Raw genomic sequence first — 14,613 nt, forward strand, 5'->3', positions numbered from 1 at the left:
CCCTGCGGCGGAGCGGTCCCTAGTCCGCCCCTGCCAGCTGCCGCTGCTGCCGCGAGCGGTCCCGCCACGCGCGCGCCAGCCGGTGCAGCTCGGCCCCCTGGGACTCCGGAAGGTGCCAGGTCTGGGTGAGCAGCCGCAGTGTGGACACCCTCGGGCAGGACACCCCCCGCTCCAGGTCCCGGATCGACCGCACGCTCAGCCCCGAGGCTTCACCCAACTGCTCCTGCGTCATCCCCCGGTCCAGTCGGATGTTCCGCAGCAGCGTCCCGAGCGAGGCGCCCTCCCTGGTCACCGTACGCTCCATCACCGCTCCCCCATTCAGCTCAAACCACCTCAACTCTCCCGGCTCAGAAGGGTTTTGCCCCGCCGGTGAGTTCCGTCGCACGCTAACCGCATCCGGCCCGCACGGCAGGCGAACCCGTACGCCGGGCGCGTGACTTGGCTCACTCGCGCGCCGGGCGCCCGGCCGGCGCCGACAGGTTCCGCGGCGGGGCGGCGGCGCCGCGACGGCACGACGACCGGACGGCGGCGGCGCCCCGCCACCGTGGGTGACGAAGGCCCGCGCGCACCCCGGAACGAAGATCGACGCGCCCTTCGGTGCCCCTGTGAGCGGAGCCCCGAATGAGGCAGGATGGGAGGTGGAAAGGGCGGCCTCTCATTGCCGGCCACCACGTGCACTGAGGAAGAGGACCCCCATGAGCATCGACCCGTCGTCCATCCCCTCGTTCGGCGTGCCCCAGGGCGGCCAGCCCGGCGGCCAGGGCGGCCGGCCGGCCGGCCCTCCGCCGATCATCGTCCCGGACCAGGCCCTGGTCACCCAGCTGCTCGACCAGATGCAGCTCAAGCACGTCGTGGACGAGGAGGGCGACCTCACCGCCCCCTGGGAGGGCTTCCGCGTCTACTACATGTTCCGCGGCGAGCAGAAGGAGCTCTTCGCGGTGCGCGCCTTCTACGACCGCGCGTACCCGCTGGAGAAGAAGGGCGAGATCCTCGACCTGATCGACGAGTGGAACCGGGAGACCCTCTGGCCGAAGGTCTACACCCACACCCACGAGGACGGCGTGGTCCGCCTGATCGGCGAGGCCCAGATGATCGTCGGCACCGGCGTAAACCTGGACTACTTCGTCACCACCACGGCGAACTGGACCCAGGCCGCGGTCGGCTTCGAGCAGTGGATCGTCGAGCGCCTGGGCCTGCAGAACGAGATCGAGGGCGAGGACGGCGAGGGCGAGGACGGCGAGGAGGCCTGATCCCGGCCCCCGGCACGCACCCCCCGGCCCGGCCCCCGGCACGTCCGGCGGCCGGGCCGTCCTTTTGCTCGCCGCCCTCCCCGGCATGCGCGAGCGCACCGTCACCATCTACTCCGCCGGGGAGACCTTCTCCTTCACCGGCTGGACGGTCGGCTGGGTCAAGCGTCAAGCCCTGTTCGCCTACCTGTTTGCCGGCGAGCTGAGGGCGGATGCGGTGGCCCCTGCCGAGACGCCAGGTCAGTCCGCGAGCGCTCCCATGCCTTGGTTGAAGGCCGAGAGCAGCATCGGCTGAACTACCGGGTTCGAGGATGCCACCGAGAGAGTCCCCCAGATCCGCTGGCCCACCTCAGTCGGCCCTCTTGGACCGGCGCTGGTTCGGTCTCCTCCAGGATGTCCGCGTCCTGAACAGGGTCCTCCCGCTCGGTCTCGGAAAGTGCATGTCAGCGCCCGGGTCCGCCGCCGATCGCAGCCAGAGGCAACCGATTACTATCCGACAGTAATCATTTCTGGGGGAACGCAGGCTACGGGCAATGTCCCCGAGCCGACTGCAGGGGGGAACACATGGCGGATCCTGATCTGTCCTTGGAGTTCAAGGTCAATCCGGCCGAGCTGGACGGCTGCGGACAGAGCGCCCAGCACATAGGCGGTCTCATACCGGGCGAGACCTCGAAGATCACCGAGCCGTGCAGCCAGGCCGCGGGTGGTCTGAAGGGCTGGCTCACCGCCGGCGCGATCACCAACTGCAGCACCAACTCGCGCAGGGGCACAGTTACGGATCCTCGGTGGTCGGACAGGCGACCCAACACCCAGGAGGCTTGGCCGCTGACGACATCATCCTGGTCGGCAGCCCAGGTGTCGGGGTGGACAAGGCGTCGCAACTCGGGGTCGGCGCTGATCACGTGTACGTCGGCGCTGCCAAGAACGACCCTGTGGCCAACGCGCCGAGTCCCGGGATGCTCGGTGGTTTGGGCGAGTTGATCTACGAGCAGATCAATCACCCGGGCAAGCAGGCGTGGTTCGGCACGGACCCGGCCAGCGGGGACTTCGGCAGGCAGCGCTTCTCGGTGGCGGACGGGACCATCACCGACTCCCACGACGACTACTTCGGGAAGAACGGCGCGGGCGGCGACTCCCTCCCCAACATCGGGAAGATCGTGAGCGGCCACGGGAACGCGATCACCCGGCAGGACCCGCGGTGAGGGCCCCGACATGGCGCGTGACCGTGCCGGGGGCCGGGCTGGCCCTCCTCATCGGCTGGCTCGCCTGGCCGGAGCAGAAGGAACCCACCATGCCGGTCGAGCAGGCCCAGCACCGGGTCGAGGGCGAACTCGCCGATGTCGCTGGGGTCTTCCACCCGGGGCTCCAGTGGGCCGAGACGAAGTTCGAGAGCAACCCCGACCTGACCGGGTTCTGCGGAACGTCCGGGTGCAGGAAGACGGGTCGCACGGAGATGATCGCCGAGCAGGCGGCGCGGGTCCGGATCGCCTCCAGGCGGGGTCAGGAGCCGCTCGACCTCGTCCAGGCGCTCTGGACGGGCAAGGGCTACCCGGTCGAGCGCAACGAGGGCGCGGTGAAAGTGAGGGGCTCGGGGTTCACCCTCTGGTTCGCCGTGGGTGTGAACGGCTGCGCCAAGGTCCGAGCCACCCTGACCGATGTCACCGACACCACCGACAACAACGGCAACGGCGGGTTCCTCCGTGGACCGTTGAACTACGCCGACCAGTGCGCGACGGTCGAAGACCCGTACTGGTCCAGCTGAGGCACGAGTTGGGCCGGGGCGGCGGGCGCGCATGCTTGTCCGCCGCCCACCGGCCGTCAGAAGATGGCCCCCACGACGAGCCGTGAGGAGCCACCGATGGGTACCAGGCCGCTGCTGAACCGCCGACTGGCCGGGATGGGCACGACGATCTTCGCCGAGATGTCCGCCCTGGCCACCGCCACCGGTTCGATCAACCTCGGCCAGGGCTTCCCGGACACCGACGGGCCCGAGGAGGTCCGCGAGGCCGCCGTACGGGCCCTGCGCGAGGGCCACGGCAACCAGTACCCGCCCGGCCCCGGCGTCCCCGAACTGCGGCAGGCCATCGCCGAGCACCAGCAGCGCTTCCACGGCCTCGGCTACGACCCGGACACCGAGGTTCTGGTCACCGCCGGCGCCACCGAGGCCATCGCCGCCGCCCTGCTCGCGTTGCTGGAGCCCGGCGACGAGGTGATCGCCTTCGAGCCCTTCTACGACTCCTACGCCGCCTGCATCGCCATGGCCGGCGCCACCCGCCGCCCGCTCACCCTCCGGGCCCCGCACTTCCGCCCCGACCTCGACGAGCTGCGCGCCCTGATCACCCCGCGCACCCGGCTGCTGCTGATCAACACCCCGCACAACCCCACCGGCACCGTCCTGACCGCCGAGGAACTGGCCGCGATCGCCGCCCTCGCCGTCGAGCACGACCTGCTGGTGATCACCGACGAGGTCTACGAGCACCTCGTCTTCGGCACCACCCACCACCCGCTCGCCGCCCTGCCCGGCATGCGCGAGCGCACCGTCACCATCTCCTCCGCCGGCAAGACCTTCTCCTTCACCGGCTGGAAGGTCGGCTGGGTCACGGCGAGCCCCGCGCTGGTCTCCGCCGTCCGCACCGCCAAGCAGTACCTCACCTACGTCAGCGCGGGCCCCTTCCAGTACGCCGTCGCCGAAGCCCTCCGCCTGCCCGACGACTACTTCCGCACCCTGCGCTCCGACCTGCTCCGCAAGCGCGACCTGCTGCTCGACGGCCTCACGGCGGCGGGCTTCCGCACCTTCACCCCCGAGGGCACCTACTTCATCACCACCGACATCACCCCGCTCGGCGAGAAGGACGGCATCGACTTCTGCCGCTCCCTGCCCGAACGCTGCGGCGTGGTCGCCATCCCCAACGCCGTCTTCTACGACAACACCGACGCGGGACGCAGCCTCGTCCGCTTCACCTTCTGCAAGCGCGACGAAGTGCTCCAGGAGGCCGTCGCCCGCCTCCAGCAGCTCTGACGGGCGCTCGCATGGCCGTAACTCCCTTGTGACCACGCGGACTTGGCGGCTCACCCCGAGCGACTTCCCGGTTGTCGGGCCGGGCGCGGGTCGGTCCGGGGCGGCCCGTAGCCCAGCTGGGACGGGTTTGTGCAATGGAGGCGAGGGCTCGGGGGGTGGGCTGCCCGGATACGGCGCCGGCGGGAGGTTCGCGCGCCCCCTCGAACGGGGGCCTTTCTGGTCCGACATCAGTTCTGATGTGTATCCAACTCCCGTGAAGAGCTTGCTTCTTTGCTGCCAGTGAGGCAAATTCGGCGACCCAGCCGGCACTCCCGGCCGCCCTCGACGCCCTGTGCGTGGAGGGCGGCGGCGCGTGGAGCGCGCGAAGGGCGCACTACCGGCGCGCACGGCGCACAGGCCGGTGACAGGGGCGCGCGCTGTGCAAAGTCGCACACCGGCTCGATCAGAGCCGGGGAGCAGGTGTGCTCGAAACGGTGAATGCTTGACAAAGTTGGGTAAATCACCGACGGACCCGGCGTATTCATGCTTCTCTGCTGCTGAATCTCCAGCCGGAATCCTTCCTTCCACGGTCGGCCGCGCCCAGGGCCGCACAGCCACGAACAGCCTCGCCATCGCCTAGGCCTACTCGGTGCTGCTCGGCGGGCGCGCACGGAGCTGAAACGCGGAGCCGAGCATGCTCACCACACTGCAGACCTCCTACACGGACACCCGCGCCGGTGACCTGGCCTGGTGCCTCGGCGGCGACCCGCTGCCCGCTCTCGCCGTCCGCGACCTGAGACTCGACGGCGACCGTCCCAACGCCTCCGGCACCCTCCAGCTCCGGTTGCTGGGCGCCTCGCACCAGGTGGTGATCTCGGCCGGCCCCGGCGACTGCCTGGAGACCGTCGCCTGCCTGCCCGGCCGCCGCACCCCGCTGCCCGCCCGGGTGGCCAAGCAGGTCGGCGGCTGGGAGTACGAGTTCGCCGCCCGGATCGAGGCGCTGCCGCCGCACGACTTCGCGGCCCGCGCCCAGGAGCTGCTGGCCCTGGTCGAGGGCCACCCGCGCGGCCTCGCGGGGGTCTTCCCGGGCGACCCGAGCGCCTTCACCGCACTGGTCACCCAGGGTGGCCCGGACCGGCTGCTCTGGCGGACCTGGCACGCCTACCCGCAGGAGGGGCAGCTGGTCTGCACCCGCTCCTCGCTGGTGGTGTCGGGGCCGTGAGGACCCACGAGCCGGGCGGGACCACCTGTCCGGTCGTACGCTACCCAGCACAAGCCTATGAATCGCACGCAGGAACGATTCGTCAATCCGACGGCCCTCACTGTCCGTCGGATGGGCGCAGCTATCCGTCCCGCACGTCCCCTAGCGTTTGTTCGTGATCAACCATCCGGCCGGTCCGCCCGCACACCCGCAAGTGGACCTCGACGACGGCACCCCACCCCCGCCCGGGCGCAGCCTCATCCCCCTGCCCGCCCGCCGTCGCTCCCGGCTGCGCTCCCGCCCCCGGCTCGCCCGGCTCACCGTTCTGCTGGCCGCTTTCGTCTGCGCGGCCTGCGGACTCGTCTACGAGCTCGAACTCGTGGCGCTCGGCGGCTACCTGCTCGGGGACACGGTCACCCAGACCTCGGTCGTGCTCTCCGTCATGGTGTTCGCGATGGGCCTCGGCTCGCTGCTCGCCAAGCGGCTCACCCGCCGCCCCGCGACCGCCTTCGCCCTGGTCGAATGCGCCCTCGCGCTCACCGGCGGGCTCTCCGTCCTCGCCCTGTACTCCTGCTGGGCCTGGATCGGCCGCTACCAGGCCGCGACGGTCGGCCTCACCTGCCTCATCGGCATCCTCATCGGCGCCGAGATCCCGCTGTTGATGACCCTCATCCAACGGATCCGGCGCGAGGACGCCGGCCGCGCGGTCGCCGACCTGTTCGCCGCTGACTACGTGGGCGCGCTGATCGGCGGCCTCGCCTTCCCCTTCCTGATCCTGCCCCGGCTCGGCCCCGGCGACGGCGCCCTGCTCACCGGAGCGGTCAACGCCGTCGCCGGGGCCGCCGTGGTGCTCTGGCTCTTCCGCGAGGAACCCGCCCCCCGGATACGACGACTGCTCTGGGGCGGTTGCACCCTCGTCCTCGCCGTGCTCGCGGCCGCCGCCGCGGGCTCCGACTCCATCGAACGCGCCGCCCGGCACGCCCTCTACGGCGACCAGGTCCGCTACGCCACCCGCAGCCGGTACCAGGAGATCGTGCTCACCGGCCCCGCCGAAGGCCCGCTCCGGCTCTACCTCGACGGACGGCTCGCGGTCTGCGGGCCCGATGAATACCGGGGCAGCGAGGCGCTCGTCCACCCCGCCCTGGCAGCCGGACCCGACGCCCGGGTCCTGCTGCTCGGCGGCGGCGACGGCCTCACCCTGCGGGAGGTGCTGCGGCACCGGGGCGTCCGCTCCGTCCGGCTGGTCGACACCGACCCCGCCCTCCCCCGGCTCGCCGGCACCGACCCCGGACTCGCCGCCCTCAACGGCCACTCCCTGGACGACCCCCGGGTCCGCACCACTGCGGCCGACCCGGTGGCCTGGCTGCGCGGCGCGCCCGCCGAGGAGTACGACGTCGTGCTCGCCGACCTGCCCGCACCCGCCGACGGCGGGCCGGTCGAGTTCCACACCCAGGAGTTCTACGGCCTCGCGGCCCGACTGCTGGCCCCCGGCGGCCGGATCGCCGTCCGCGGCGGGGAAGGCGGGGAGGTCGCGGACGGGGACGGCGGCCTGTGGCGGATCGAGTCGGGGCTGCGGGCCGCCGGACTGCGGACGACCCCGTACGCGGTCGAGGGCAGCGCCACCGCGACCTGTCGCCCGGGCCCGCCGGACACCGTCCAGGCTTTCGTGGTCGCCGCCGCCACCCCGCCCCCGCTCGACCTCGCCCCCGACGCCCCACCGCCTCGCGCCCTCGCCCCGGACGCCCTCCGGAGTTCCAGCGCCCGCCTCACCGCCCTCCGGCCGCCCCGTTCCCCGGCCCCTCTCACGCTCCTCGGGCCGCGTTGAGGGGCGGAGGAGGAGGGCCGCGCCGACGGGGGCGTGGGCGGAAGGCCGGTGGCCCGCTCGGACCTGCCGGTCCGGAGGCTGTCGGCGGGCCCCGGGGGGCTGCGAAGACGGCGGGGGCGGGTGGTGGCGGAAAGTCGGGCGGTGGTGGGTGGGGACCGGGCGGGGCCCAGTCGGTAGGCTCCGTTGCATGGAGCATGACGTTGTCGTCCCGATGTCCGCAGAGCTGGTGCGGCAGGCCTTGCAGGATCCGGCGCTGCTGGCGCGGAGCGTGCCGGGGCTGAGCACCGAGCCGGCTGCGGTCGGGGCCGGGTCGGCCGAGGAGATCGGCGGACGGCTGAAGCTGCGGATCGGCGGCTCCACGATCACCTTCAAGGGCGTGCTGTCGCTGATCGAGGGCCGCAACGGGGTGCTCACCGTGCTCGCCGAGGGTCAGGAGGCCCGGGGCAGCGGTGAGGCGACCGCCACCGTGCGGGTGAGCGTCACGGACGGCGCCGAGGACGGCACCGCGACGGTCCGCTTCACGGGCGACCTGAGCGCCACCGGCCGGCTGACCGAGTTCGACGCCGAGACCCTCGACGCCGCCGGTCGCCGTCTGCTGGAACGCTTCGCCACCGCGCTCACCTCCCCGGACGCCCCGGACGCCCCGGACACCCTGGACGCCCCCGAGGAGGGCGACGAGGAGCTCGCGAACGAGACCGACACCGGCACCGGCACCGGCGACGAGAGCACGGACGGAACCGGGACCGACGCCGAGATCCTCTTCATCGAGGAGCGCCAGGACCAGCCCGGCGACGACCTGGACGACGACCTCTCCGACCTGATCGCCTTCTCCGACGCCGATGCCGAGCGCTTCGGCCTCCCCACCGGCTCGGCCGACGACGAGGACGACGAGGACGAGGACGACGTCGACGACGTGGACGGCGCCGCCGGGGAGGCCGGTGACGGCCTCCGGGACGGGGTTGCCGAGGATCTCCCCGCCGAGCCCCTGTTCGCCTACGAGGACGAGCCCGAGCTCACCGGCCCGATCCGCCGCAGCATCGTCGGCCGTTCGGCCGAGGAGGTGGACCACGCCCCGCCGCGCGGCCGCTACGCCCCGGCGCTGCCGGCCCGCAGTGCGCGGGCCCGGGCGGCGTCCCGCTGGGGCGGCGAGGCCGGCGGCATCGTGGTGCCGGGCGCGGGTGGCCGCAGTGCGGTGCCGTGGGTGATCGGTGGTTCGGTGGCCCTGCTGGGCGGTGCCGTGGTGCTGGTCAGGGCGCTGCGACGCCGCTAGGGCCGGTCCGGCCGCGAGCGCTTCACGGGCCGCCAGGCCCTAGACTGAACGCTCATGAGCAACGACCGCGACGCCCTGCTGGCACAGATCAAGGACAAGGCCGTCGTGCACGGCAAGGTCACCCTTTCCTCCGGCAAGGAGGCCGACTACTACGTCGACCTGCGCCGGATCACGCTGGACGGCGAGGCCGCCCCGCTGGTCGGCCGGGTGATGCTGGACGCGACCTCCCACCTGGAGTACGAGGCCGTCGGCGGTCTGACCCTGGGTGCCGACCCGGTGGCCACCTCGATGCTGCACGCCGCCGCCGCGCGCGGGCAGAAGCTGGACGCCTTCGTCGTCCGCAAGACCGGCAAGGCGCACGGTCTGCAGCGCCGGATCGAGGGCCCGGACGTGAAGGGCCGCCGGGTGCTGGCGGTCGAGGACACCTCCACCACCGGTGGCTCGGTGCTGCAGGCCGTCGAGGCGCTGCGCGAGGCGGGGGCCGATGTGGTCGGCGTCGCGGTGATCGTCGAGCGCGGTGGCGCGGGCGCCGTCGAGGAGCAGGGCCTGCCGTACGTGACCGCGTACACCCTGGACGACCTGGGCCTCTGACCCTGCGGGACCCCGGACGACACGAAGGGCCGGGTCCTGTTTCACGTGAAACCACGTGGAACGGGACCCGGCCCTCGAAGCATCCGCAGCGAGGCCGTGAACGGGGACCTCAGCCGCGCCGGTGCCGCCCGCCGCCGGCAGTGCCGCTGCCCTGCACGGCGTCCACGGCGGGCGCCTCGACGAGGCCGGCCTTCTTCTTCCGGCGTTCCCGCATGACCTCGACCAGGATCGGCGAGATCGACAGCAGCACGATCAGCAGCACCGCCGGGATCAGGTACTTGTCGATCACCGGGGCGAGCGCGTCGCCGAAGAAGTAGCCGATCAGCAGCATGGACTCGGTCCAGAGCACACCGCCGACGACGTTCCACACGAAGAAGGTCCTGGCGGGCATCTCCAGGGTGCCGGCCACCGGGTTCAGGAAGGTGCGGATGATCGGCATGAAGCGGGCCAGCACCACGGCCTTGCCCGAGCCGAACTTGTTGAAGTACTCCTCCGCCTTGATCACGTAGTCGCGGCGGAAGATCTTCGACTCGGGCTTGTCGAACATCTTCGGTCCGACCTTGGCCCCGATCAGGTGCCCCAGCTGGGCACCGGCGATCGCCGCGATGGGGCAGCCGGTGAGCAGGACGGCGATCGGCAGCTTGGCGCCGTCCCCGAGCACCGAGGAGGCGGCGTTCGAGGCGGCGACGCCTCCGATGATCAACAGCGAGTCACCGGGGAAGAAGAAGCCGACCAGCAGGCCGGTCTCCGCGAAGATGATCGCGATCAGCCCGATGGCGCCGAGGGACGAGATCAGGGATTTGGCGTCGAGCAGATTGACGGCCAGCTGGTTGTAGTCCACGGGCGCAGGATAGCGGGCGTACCTTTCCGACGACTTCCGGCCGAGCCGTCACGGGCGACGTCCCGACAGGCGGGCTCCTGCTGACCTGCGGCCACGAGTCTGGGAAGATGGCACAGGCGTCCGGTCCGCGGCCGGGCCACCACCCTCATGGCCGTACCGCGGAGGTCGCCTCGAACCTTGGTGCCGGAGAGCCACACCGCAGCGCCGCGCGTCGGCGGGCCGGCACGGAGTCGTCATGAAGGCGTACACAGCGTCGGACAGCACCGTCCGTACGCCGCAACCCGACAGGAGCGGATCGCATGCCCATCGCAACTCCCGAGGTCTACAACGAGATGCTCGACCGGGCCAAGGCGGGCAAGTTCGCCTACCCGGCCATCAACGTCACCTCGTCGCAGACCCTGCACGCCGCGCTGCGCGGTTTCGCCGAGGCCGAGAGCGACGGCATCATCCAGATCTCGACCGGTGGCGCGGAGTTCCTGGGCGGCCAGCACAACAAGGACATGGTGACCGGCGCCGTCGCGCTCGCCGAGTTCGCCCACATCGTCGCCGCCAAGTACGACATCACCGTCGCGCTGCACACCGACCACTGCCCGAAGGACAAGCTGGACGGCTACGTCCGCCCGCTGCTGGCGATCTCCGCCGAGCGCGTGGCCAAGGGCGAGAACCCGCTGTTCCAGTCGCACATGTGGGACGGCTCGGCCGAGACCCTCGCCGACAACCTGTCCATCGCGCAGGAGCTGCTGGCCCAGGCCGCCGCCGCCAAGATCATCCTTGAGGTCGAGATCACCCCGACCGGCGGCGAGGAGGACGGCGTCTCGCACGAGATCAACGACGAGCTGTACACCACCGTCAACGACGCCGTGCGCACCGCCGAGGCCCTGGGCCTGGGCGAGAAGGGCCGCTACCTGCTGGCCGCCTCCTTCGGCAACGTGCACGGCGTGTACAAGCCGGGCAACGTCGTCCTGAAGCCGGAGCTGCTGCGCGAGCTGCAGGACGCGATCGGCAAGCAGTACGGCAAGACCGACCCGTTCGACTTCGTCTTCCACGGCGGCTCCGGCTCCACCGCCGAGGAGATCGCCACCGCGCTGGAGAACGGCGTGGTGAAGATGAACCTGGACACCGACACCCAGTACGCCTTCACCCGCCCGGTGGCCGGCCACATGTTCGCCAACTACGACGGCGTGCTGAAGGTCGACGGCGAGGTCGGCAAGAAGAACACCTACGACCCGCGCACCTGGGGCAAGCTGGCCGAGGCCGGCATGGCCGCCCGCGTGGTCGAGGCCGCCGAGCAGCTGCGTTCGGCCGGCAAGCGCCTGAAGTGAGCCCGCTGAAGCGAGCGTGAAACCGGTCGTGCCCCCGGCGGTCTCCCGCCGGGGGCACGGTCGTGTCCGGGTTCGGTGGTTCCTACTGCTTGAGCTCGGCGTAGGCCTCAGCGCTGCTGTCCTTCAGGAACTGCCAGCAGCGGGCCTCCTCCTCGGTCTCCTTGATCGCGCCGGCCGCCCGGGCGAGCGCGGCCAGGCAGCGCAGGAAGCCGCGGTTGCCGCGGTGGTCCCACGGCACCGGCCCGTGGCCCTTCCAGCCGCTGCGGCGCAGCTGGTCGAGGCCCCGGTGGTAGCCGGTGCGGGCGTAGGCGTAGGACTCGACGTAGCGGCCCGCCGCGTAGGCGTCGTCCGCGAGCATGGCCCAGGCGAGGCAGAAGGCCGGGAAGTCGGCGGCCACCTGGGTCGGTGAGGCCGACTCCTCCGCCAGCATCCGGTAGGGCTGCTCTTCCTCCGGCAGGAGGGTCGGTTCGGGGCCGTCGAGAAGATTCTTGTGAATCGCCATGCAGTGCAGTCTGCCACCCGGGGCCCAGGGGTCAACCGACCCGCCCTGCTCGGCCACCCCCGCGGGACGCTCGGTGCCGGACGGTGACCACGATCTCGCCGATCCGCCCGTTGGCCTCCGGGTACCGGCGGGCTCCACGGCCTCCCGGGCCTTCCCGGACGCCCCGGCGCCACCGTCCGGGACCCCCACCTGCATACCTGGTATGTAGACATTCACCCGTTCGCATGCCAGGGTGTCGCTCGTGCCCGCAGCCAGATCCGCCCGGAGGCGAACCGCTTCGTCTGGGAACGCTCGCAACACCCGTCGCCGCCGTTCACGCCGCCGGATCGGCCCTGGCATGCTCACGGCACTCATCGCATCGGTGCTGCTGCTGGGCGTCGCCGCCTTCGCCCTGAACCGCCCCACCGACACCCCGGCCCCCGTCGCGACCGCCCAGGCCCGGGTCGCCCCGCCCGGCGAGCAGGCGCCGACGACGACTGCGGCTCCAGCCCCGTCCGTCACCCCGACCCCGACGACGGCCCCCACGCCGACGCCCACCGCGCCCGACCCCGGCCCCACCAAGGGCGCCGGCACCTTCAGCATCGCCCCGGCCAGCGCCAAGGCCATCGGCCGCGGCACCGTACGCCGCTACCGGGTCGAGGTCGAGGACGGCATCGGCATCGACGCCGCCTCGGCCGCCGCGCAGATCCACGGCATCCTCGGCGACCGCCGCGGCTGGACCAACGACCGCAAGAACGCCTTCCAGCTGGTCGCGGGCGGCTCGTACGACTTCACCGTGAAGATCGCCTCCCCGGCAACCGTGGACAAGATCTGCGGCGCCTCCGGGCTGGACACCCACGGCGAGGTCAACTGCAACGTCGGCAACCAGGTGCTCGTCAACTCCAAGCGCTGGAACACCGGTTCACCGCAGTTCAGCGGCCCGCTGGACGAGTACCGGGCGCTGATCGTCAACCACGAGGTCGGCCACCGGATCGGCCACGGACACGAGACCTGCCCCGGCCCCGGCAAGCCCGCGCCCGCGATGATGCAGCAGATCTACGGCCTCAAGGGCTGCGCGCCGAACGCCTGGCCGTACTCGGCGGACGGCACCTACCTGAGCGGCCCGGCGGTGCCGTAGCCGTACCGAAGCCGTTCCGCGGCCCGCAGCCGTCCCGCAGTGCAACGGAGTTGAGACCGGATCGGCAACCCTCCGGCACGACCACGGCCTACCCTCCGATCATGACCGCTGCCCAACGTCTGAGACTCACCGCCGCGTTCGCCGTCGCCGGGATCGCATTCGGCACCGCGGCGTGCTCGTCCTCGACCTCCGCCGCCACCAGCGGCGGAGCGCTCTCCTACGACCGCGTCCGGTCGACGGCCCTGGACCTGGCCAAGAACAGGTCCAGCACCTGCCCGTTCGGACTCGACCTCGCCAAGGCCGCCTCCGCGGCCGGGATCGCCGGCGCCGTCGCCCCCGCCGTGACGGACGGAGGCTCCGTCACGGGCAACGCAGGGAACGGCGTCCCGGCCCAGCCCTGGCCTTCGGGAAACACCGGTCACCCGCCGACCATGACCGAGATGCCGGCCACTCCCCCGAACGCCCAGATCACCTGCTCGTACACGGTCGGCGCGTCAACCGTCGACGTCGAGCTGCTGGCCGTGCCGAAGAACGACTACGGCATCAGCATGCTGCTTCCCTCGATCGCGCGCGCCGGGCTGCTCAGCGTGGACCAGCTCTCCCGGTTCTCCGCCGACCGGCCCGCCGTCGGGCAGACCAAGCTCACCCCGGGCGGGGGCACCGCCGCCGTCGCCCGGATCGCGCTGCACGGCGACGGGGACCTGGTGCTGATGCTCGACCAGAACACCACCGGCGGGGCGGCCCAGGACCCGGCCCTGGCCGGCGAACCGCTGCGCAAGGCCGCCGAAGCCCTGGCGGGGCAGATCCACTGACCGGCTGGGGCGTGTCTTCGGACACGCCCCAACCGTGGCCCTAACCGAGCACCGGCAGGTACTCCCCCAGGTCGCTGCGCTCGCCCGAGGCGGCCACCGCGTGGTCCGCCACCGCCGCCGCCCAGGGCACCCGGCCGGTGGCCAGCCGGATCCAGGTCAGCGGGTCGGTCTCGACCACGTTGGGCGGGGTGCCCCGGGTGTGCCTGGGCCCCGGGACGGCCTGGACGACCGCGTACGGCGGGATCCGCAGCTCGACCGCGCCGCCGGGCACCCGGTCGGCGAAGGCGTCCGCCAGCATCCGGGTGACGGCGGCGAGGGCCTGGCGGTCGTGCGGGAAGGCGTCCAGGCCCAGCGCGTCGGCCAGGTCGTCGGCGTGCACCACGGCCTCCACCAGCCTGGTCACCAGGTAGTCGGTCAGGAGCATCCGCCGACCGACCACGACGGCGGTCGGCTCCCGCTCCGCCCCGGCGGGCCGGTCGAGCACGGCCCGTACGGCGTCGAGCGACCGGTCGAACGCGGCGGCCACCTCCGCGGGCGGGCCCGCGAACCCGGTCGCCGCGTGCTCCGTCACCGCGCTGTCGACGGCCACGGCCATCGTCCGGCTCAACTCCGCGTAGCCGGCCAGCGAGAGCACCGGCCCGTCCGGCGCCGGGGCGTCCACCGCGACCGCCGGGTGGCCCAGCGCCATGCTCAGGTGCGCCAGCAACTCCCGCACCCGCCAGGTGCCGAGCCGCGTCGGCCGCTCCAACTGGTCGGCGCCGAGGCCGTGGACGACGGCACGGAGCGACTCGCCCTGGGCGACCAGCGCGGCGCGGACCTTCTGCGGTTGGTACGTACGGGACTTGGGAGGCATGGGGCCCAACATACGCCGAGGGACGGACGGTTCC

The 14,613-nt window shown here is 72.3% G+C and carries 16 protein-coding genes; 12 read left to right on the top strand and 4 right to left on the bottom strand.

Annotated elements, in window-relative coordinates; genetic code table 11:
- Positions 1-19: 19 nt before the first annotated feature.
- Positions 20-304, bottom strand: coding sequence for a helix-turn-helix domain-containing protein (locus ACIRVF_RS16310; RefSeq protein ID WP_402817305.1), 285 nt, complete (start codon positions 302-304; stop codon positions 20-22).
- 391 nt (positions 305-695) lie between these two features.
- Between ACIRVF_RS16310 and ACIRVF_RS16315 the strand changes: the two genes are divergently transcribed.
- The 9 genes from ACIRVF_RS16315 (at position 696) to pyrE (ending at position 9,132) form a co-directional block, all read left to right on the top strand.
- On the top strand, positions 696-1,250 hold the full coding sequence (locus ACIRVF_RS16315; protein WP_030278363.1) for a YbjN domain-containing protein: 555 nt from the start codon (positions 696-698) through the stop codon (positions 1,248-1,250).
- 85 nt (positions 1,251-1,335) lie between these two features.
- Positions 1,336-1,542, top strand: coding sequence for a hypothetical protein (locus ACIRVF_RS16320; protein WP_402817540.1), 207 nt, complete (start codon positions 1,336-1,338; stop codon positions 1,540-1,542).
- Positions 1,543-1,933: 391 nt separating this feature from the next.
- Entirely contained in the window at positions 1,934-2,449 is a 516-nt protein-coding gene (locus ACIRVF_RS16325; protein WP_402817307.1) for an alpha/beta hydrolase, read from the top strand.
- Positions 2,446-3,009, top strand: a complete 564-nt coding sequence (locus tag ACIRVF_RS16330; protein WP_402817309.1) for a hypothetical protein — start codon at positions 2,446-2,448, stop codon at positions 3,007-3,009. The genes ACIRVF_RS16325 and ACIRVF_RS16330 overlap by 4 nt, the downstream gene beginning before the upstream one ends.
- Before the next feature lie 96 nt (positions 3,010-3,105).
- Entirely contained in the window at positions 3,106-4,266 is a 1,161-nt protein-coding gene (locus tag ACIRVF_RS16335) for a pyridoxal phosphate-dependent aminotransferase (RefSeq protein WP_402817311.1), read from the top strand.
- Between the two features lie 673 nt (positions 4,267-4,939).
- The gene (locus tag ACIRVF_RS16340; protein WP_402817313.1) at positions 4,940-5,467 is read left to right on the top strand and encodes a DUF2617 family protein; all 528 of its coding nucleotides are present in this window, start codon (positions 4,940-4,942) and stop codon (positions 5,465-5,467) included.
- 154 nt (positions 5,468-5,621) lie between these two features.
- A complete protein-coding gene (locus ACIRVF_RS16345; RefSeq protein WP_402817315.1) occupies positions 5,622-7,271 on the top strand; it encodes a polyamine aminopropyltransferase in 1,650 nt (549 codons plus the stop codon).
- 187 nt (positions 7,272-7,458) lie between these two features.
- Positions 7,459-8,541 carry a hypothetical protein gene (locus tag ACIRVF_RS16350; RefSeq protein ID WP_402817317.1) on the top strand — a complete coding sequence of 361 codons (1,083 nt, stop codon included), beginning with the start codon at positions 7,459-7,461 and terminating at the stop codon, positions 8,539-8,541.
- Positions 8,542-8,595: 54 nt separating this feature from the next.
- Positions 8,596-9,132: an orotate phosphoribosyltransferase gene (gene pyrE, locus ACIRVF_RS16355; RefSeq protein ID WP_402817319.1), complete on the top strand. Its 537-nt coding sequence runs from the start codon at positions 8,596-8,598 to the stop codon at positions 9,130-9,132.
- Between the two features lie 109 nt (positions 9,133-9,241).
- On the opposite strand, the gene ACIRVF_RS16360 is transcribed toward pyrE, so the two are convergent.
- Positions 9,242-9,973 carry a DedA family protein gene (locus ACIRVF_RS16360; protein ID WP_402817321.1) on the bottom strand — a complete coding sequence of 244 codons (732 nt, stop codon included), beginning with the start codon at positions 9,971-9,973 and terminating at the stop codon, positions 9,242-9,244.
- A gap of 299 nt (positions 9,974-10,272) precedes the next feature.
- Here ACIRVF_RS16360 and fbaA point away from each other — a divergent pair, with 299 nt between their 5' ends.
- Positions 10,273-11,295 carry a class II fructose-bisphosphate aldolase gene (gene fbaA / locus ACIRVF_RS16365; protein ID WP_030278348.1) on the top strand — a complete coding sequence of 341 codons (1,023 nt, stop codon included), beginning with the start codon at positions 10,273-10,275 and terminating at the stop codon, positions 11,293-11,295.
- 82 nt (positions 11,296-11,377) lie between these two features.
- Here fbaA and ACIRVF_RS16370 read toward each other — a convergent pair whose 3' ends face one another.
- On the bottom strand, positions 11,378-11,797 hold the full coding sequence (locus ACIRVF_RS16370) for a DUF3151 domain-containing protein (RefSeq protein WP_402817323.1): 420 nt from the start codon (positions 11,795-11,797) through the stop codon (positions 11,378-11,380).
- Between the two features lie 337 nt (positions 11,798-12,134).
- Between ACIRVF_RS16370 and ACIRVF_RS16375 the strand changes: the two genes are divergently transcribed.
- A complete protein-coding gene (locus tag ACIRVF_RS16375) occupies positions 12,135-12,914 on the top strand; it encodes a DUF3152 domain-containing protein (protein ID WP_402817325.1) in 780 nt (259 codons plus the stop codon).
- Between the two features lie 101 nt (positions 12,915-13,015).
- Positions 13,016-13,726 (top strand): hypothetical protein, encoded by a 711-nt coding sequence (locus ACIRVF_RS16380; protein ID WP_402817327.1) that lies wholly within the window; start codon positions 13,016-13,018, stop codon positions 13,724-13,726.
- Positions 13,727-13,766: 40 nt separating this feature from the next.
- Here the strand turns inward: ACIRVF_RS16380 and ACIRVF_RS16385 are convergent, their stop codons facing one another.
- Positions 13,767-14,579, bottom strand: a complete 813-nt coding sequence (locus tag ACIRVF_RS16385) for a sterol carrier family protein (protein ID WP_402817329.1) — start codon at positions 14,577-14,579, stop codon at positions 13,767-13,769.
- Positions 14,580-14,613 lie beyond the last annotated feature (34 nt).

The sequence above is a fragment of the Kitasatospora sp. NPDC101157 genome (genome assembly GCF_044768255.1).
In the GTDB taxonomy this organism is placed as follows: Bacteria; Actinomycetota; Actinomycetes; order Streptomycetales; family Streptomycetaceae; genus Kitasatospora.

Bases quoted from the DNA above. Each gene is read 5' to 3' on its own strand.
- ACIRVF_RS16310 (WP_402817305.1), bottom strand. From the start codon at position 304: ATGGAGCGTACGGTGACCAGGGAGGGCGCCTCGCTCGGGACGCTGCTG.
- ACIRVF_RS16315 (WP_030278363.1), top strand. From the start codon at position 696: ATGAGCATCGACCCGTCGTCCATCCCCTCGTTCGGCGTGCCCCAGGGC.
- ACIRVF_RS16320 (WP_402817540.1), top strand. From the start codon at position 1,336: ATGCGCGAGCGCACCGTCACCATCTACTCCGCCGGGGAGACCTTCTCC.
- ACIRVF_RS16335 (WP_402817311.1), top strand. From the start codon at position 3,106: ATGGGTACCAGGCCGCTGCTGAACCGCCGACTGGCCGGGATGGGCACG.
- ACIRVF_RS16340 (WP_402817313.1), top strand. From the start codon at position 4,940: ATGCTCACCACACTGCAGACCTCCTACACGGACACCCGCGCCGGTGAC.
- ACIRVF_RS16350 (WP_402817317.1), top strand. From the start codon at position 7,459: ATGGAGCATGACGTTGTCGTCCCGATGTCCGCAGAGCTGGTGCGGCAG.
- pyrE (WP_402817319.1), top strand. From the start codon at position 8,596: ATGAGCAACGACCGCGACGCCCTGCTGGCACAGATCAAGGACAAGGCC.
- fbaA (WP_030278348.1), top strand. From the start codon at position 10,273: ATGCCCATCGCAACTCCCGAGGTCTACAACGAGATGCTCGACCGGGCC.
- ACIRVF_RS16370 (WP_402817323.1), bottom strand. From the start codon at position 11,797: ATGGCGATTCACAAGAATCTTCTCGACGGCCCCGAACCGACCCTCCTG.
- ACIRVF_RS16375 (WP_402817325.1), top strand. From the start codon at position 12,135: ATGCTCACGGCACTCATCGCATCGGTGCTGCTGCTGGGCGTCGCCGCC.
- ACIRVF_RS16380 (WP_402817327.1), top strand. From the start codon at position 13,016: ATGACCGCTGCCCAACGTCTGAGACTCACCGCCGCGTTCGCCGTCGCC.
- ACIRVF_RS16385 (WP_402817329.1), bottom strand. From the start codon at position 14,579: ATGCCTCCCAAGTCCCGTACGTACCAACCGCAGAAGGTCCGCGCCGCG.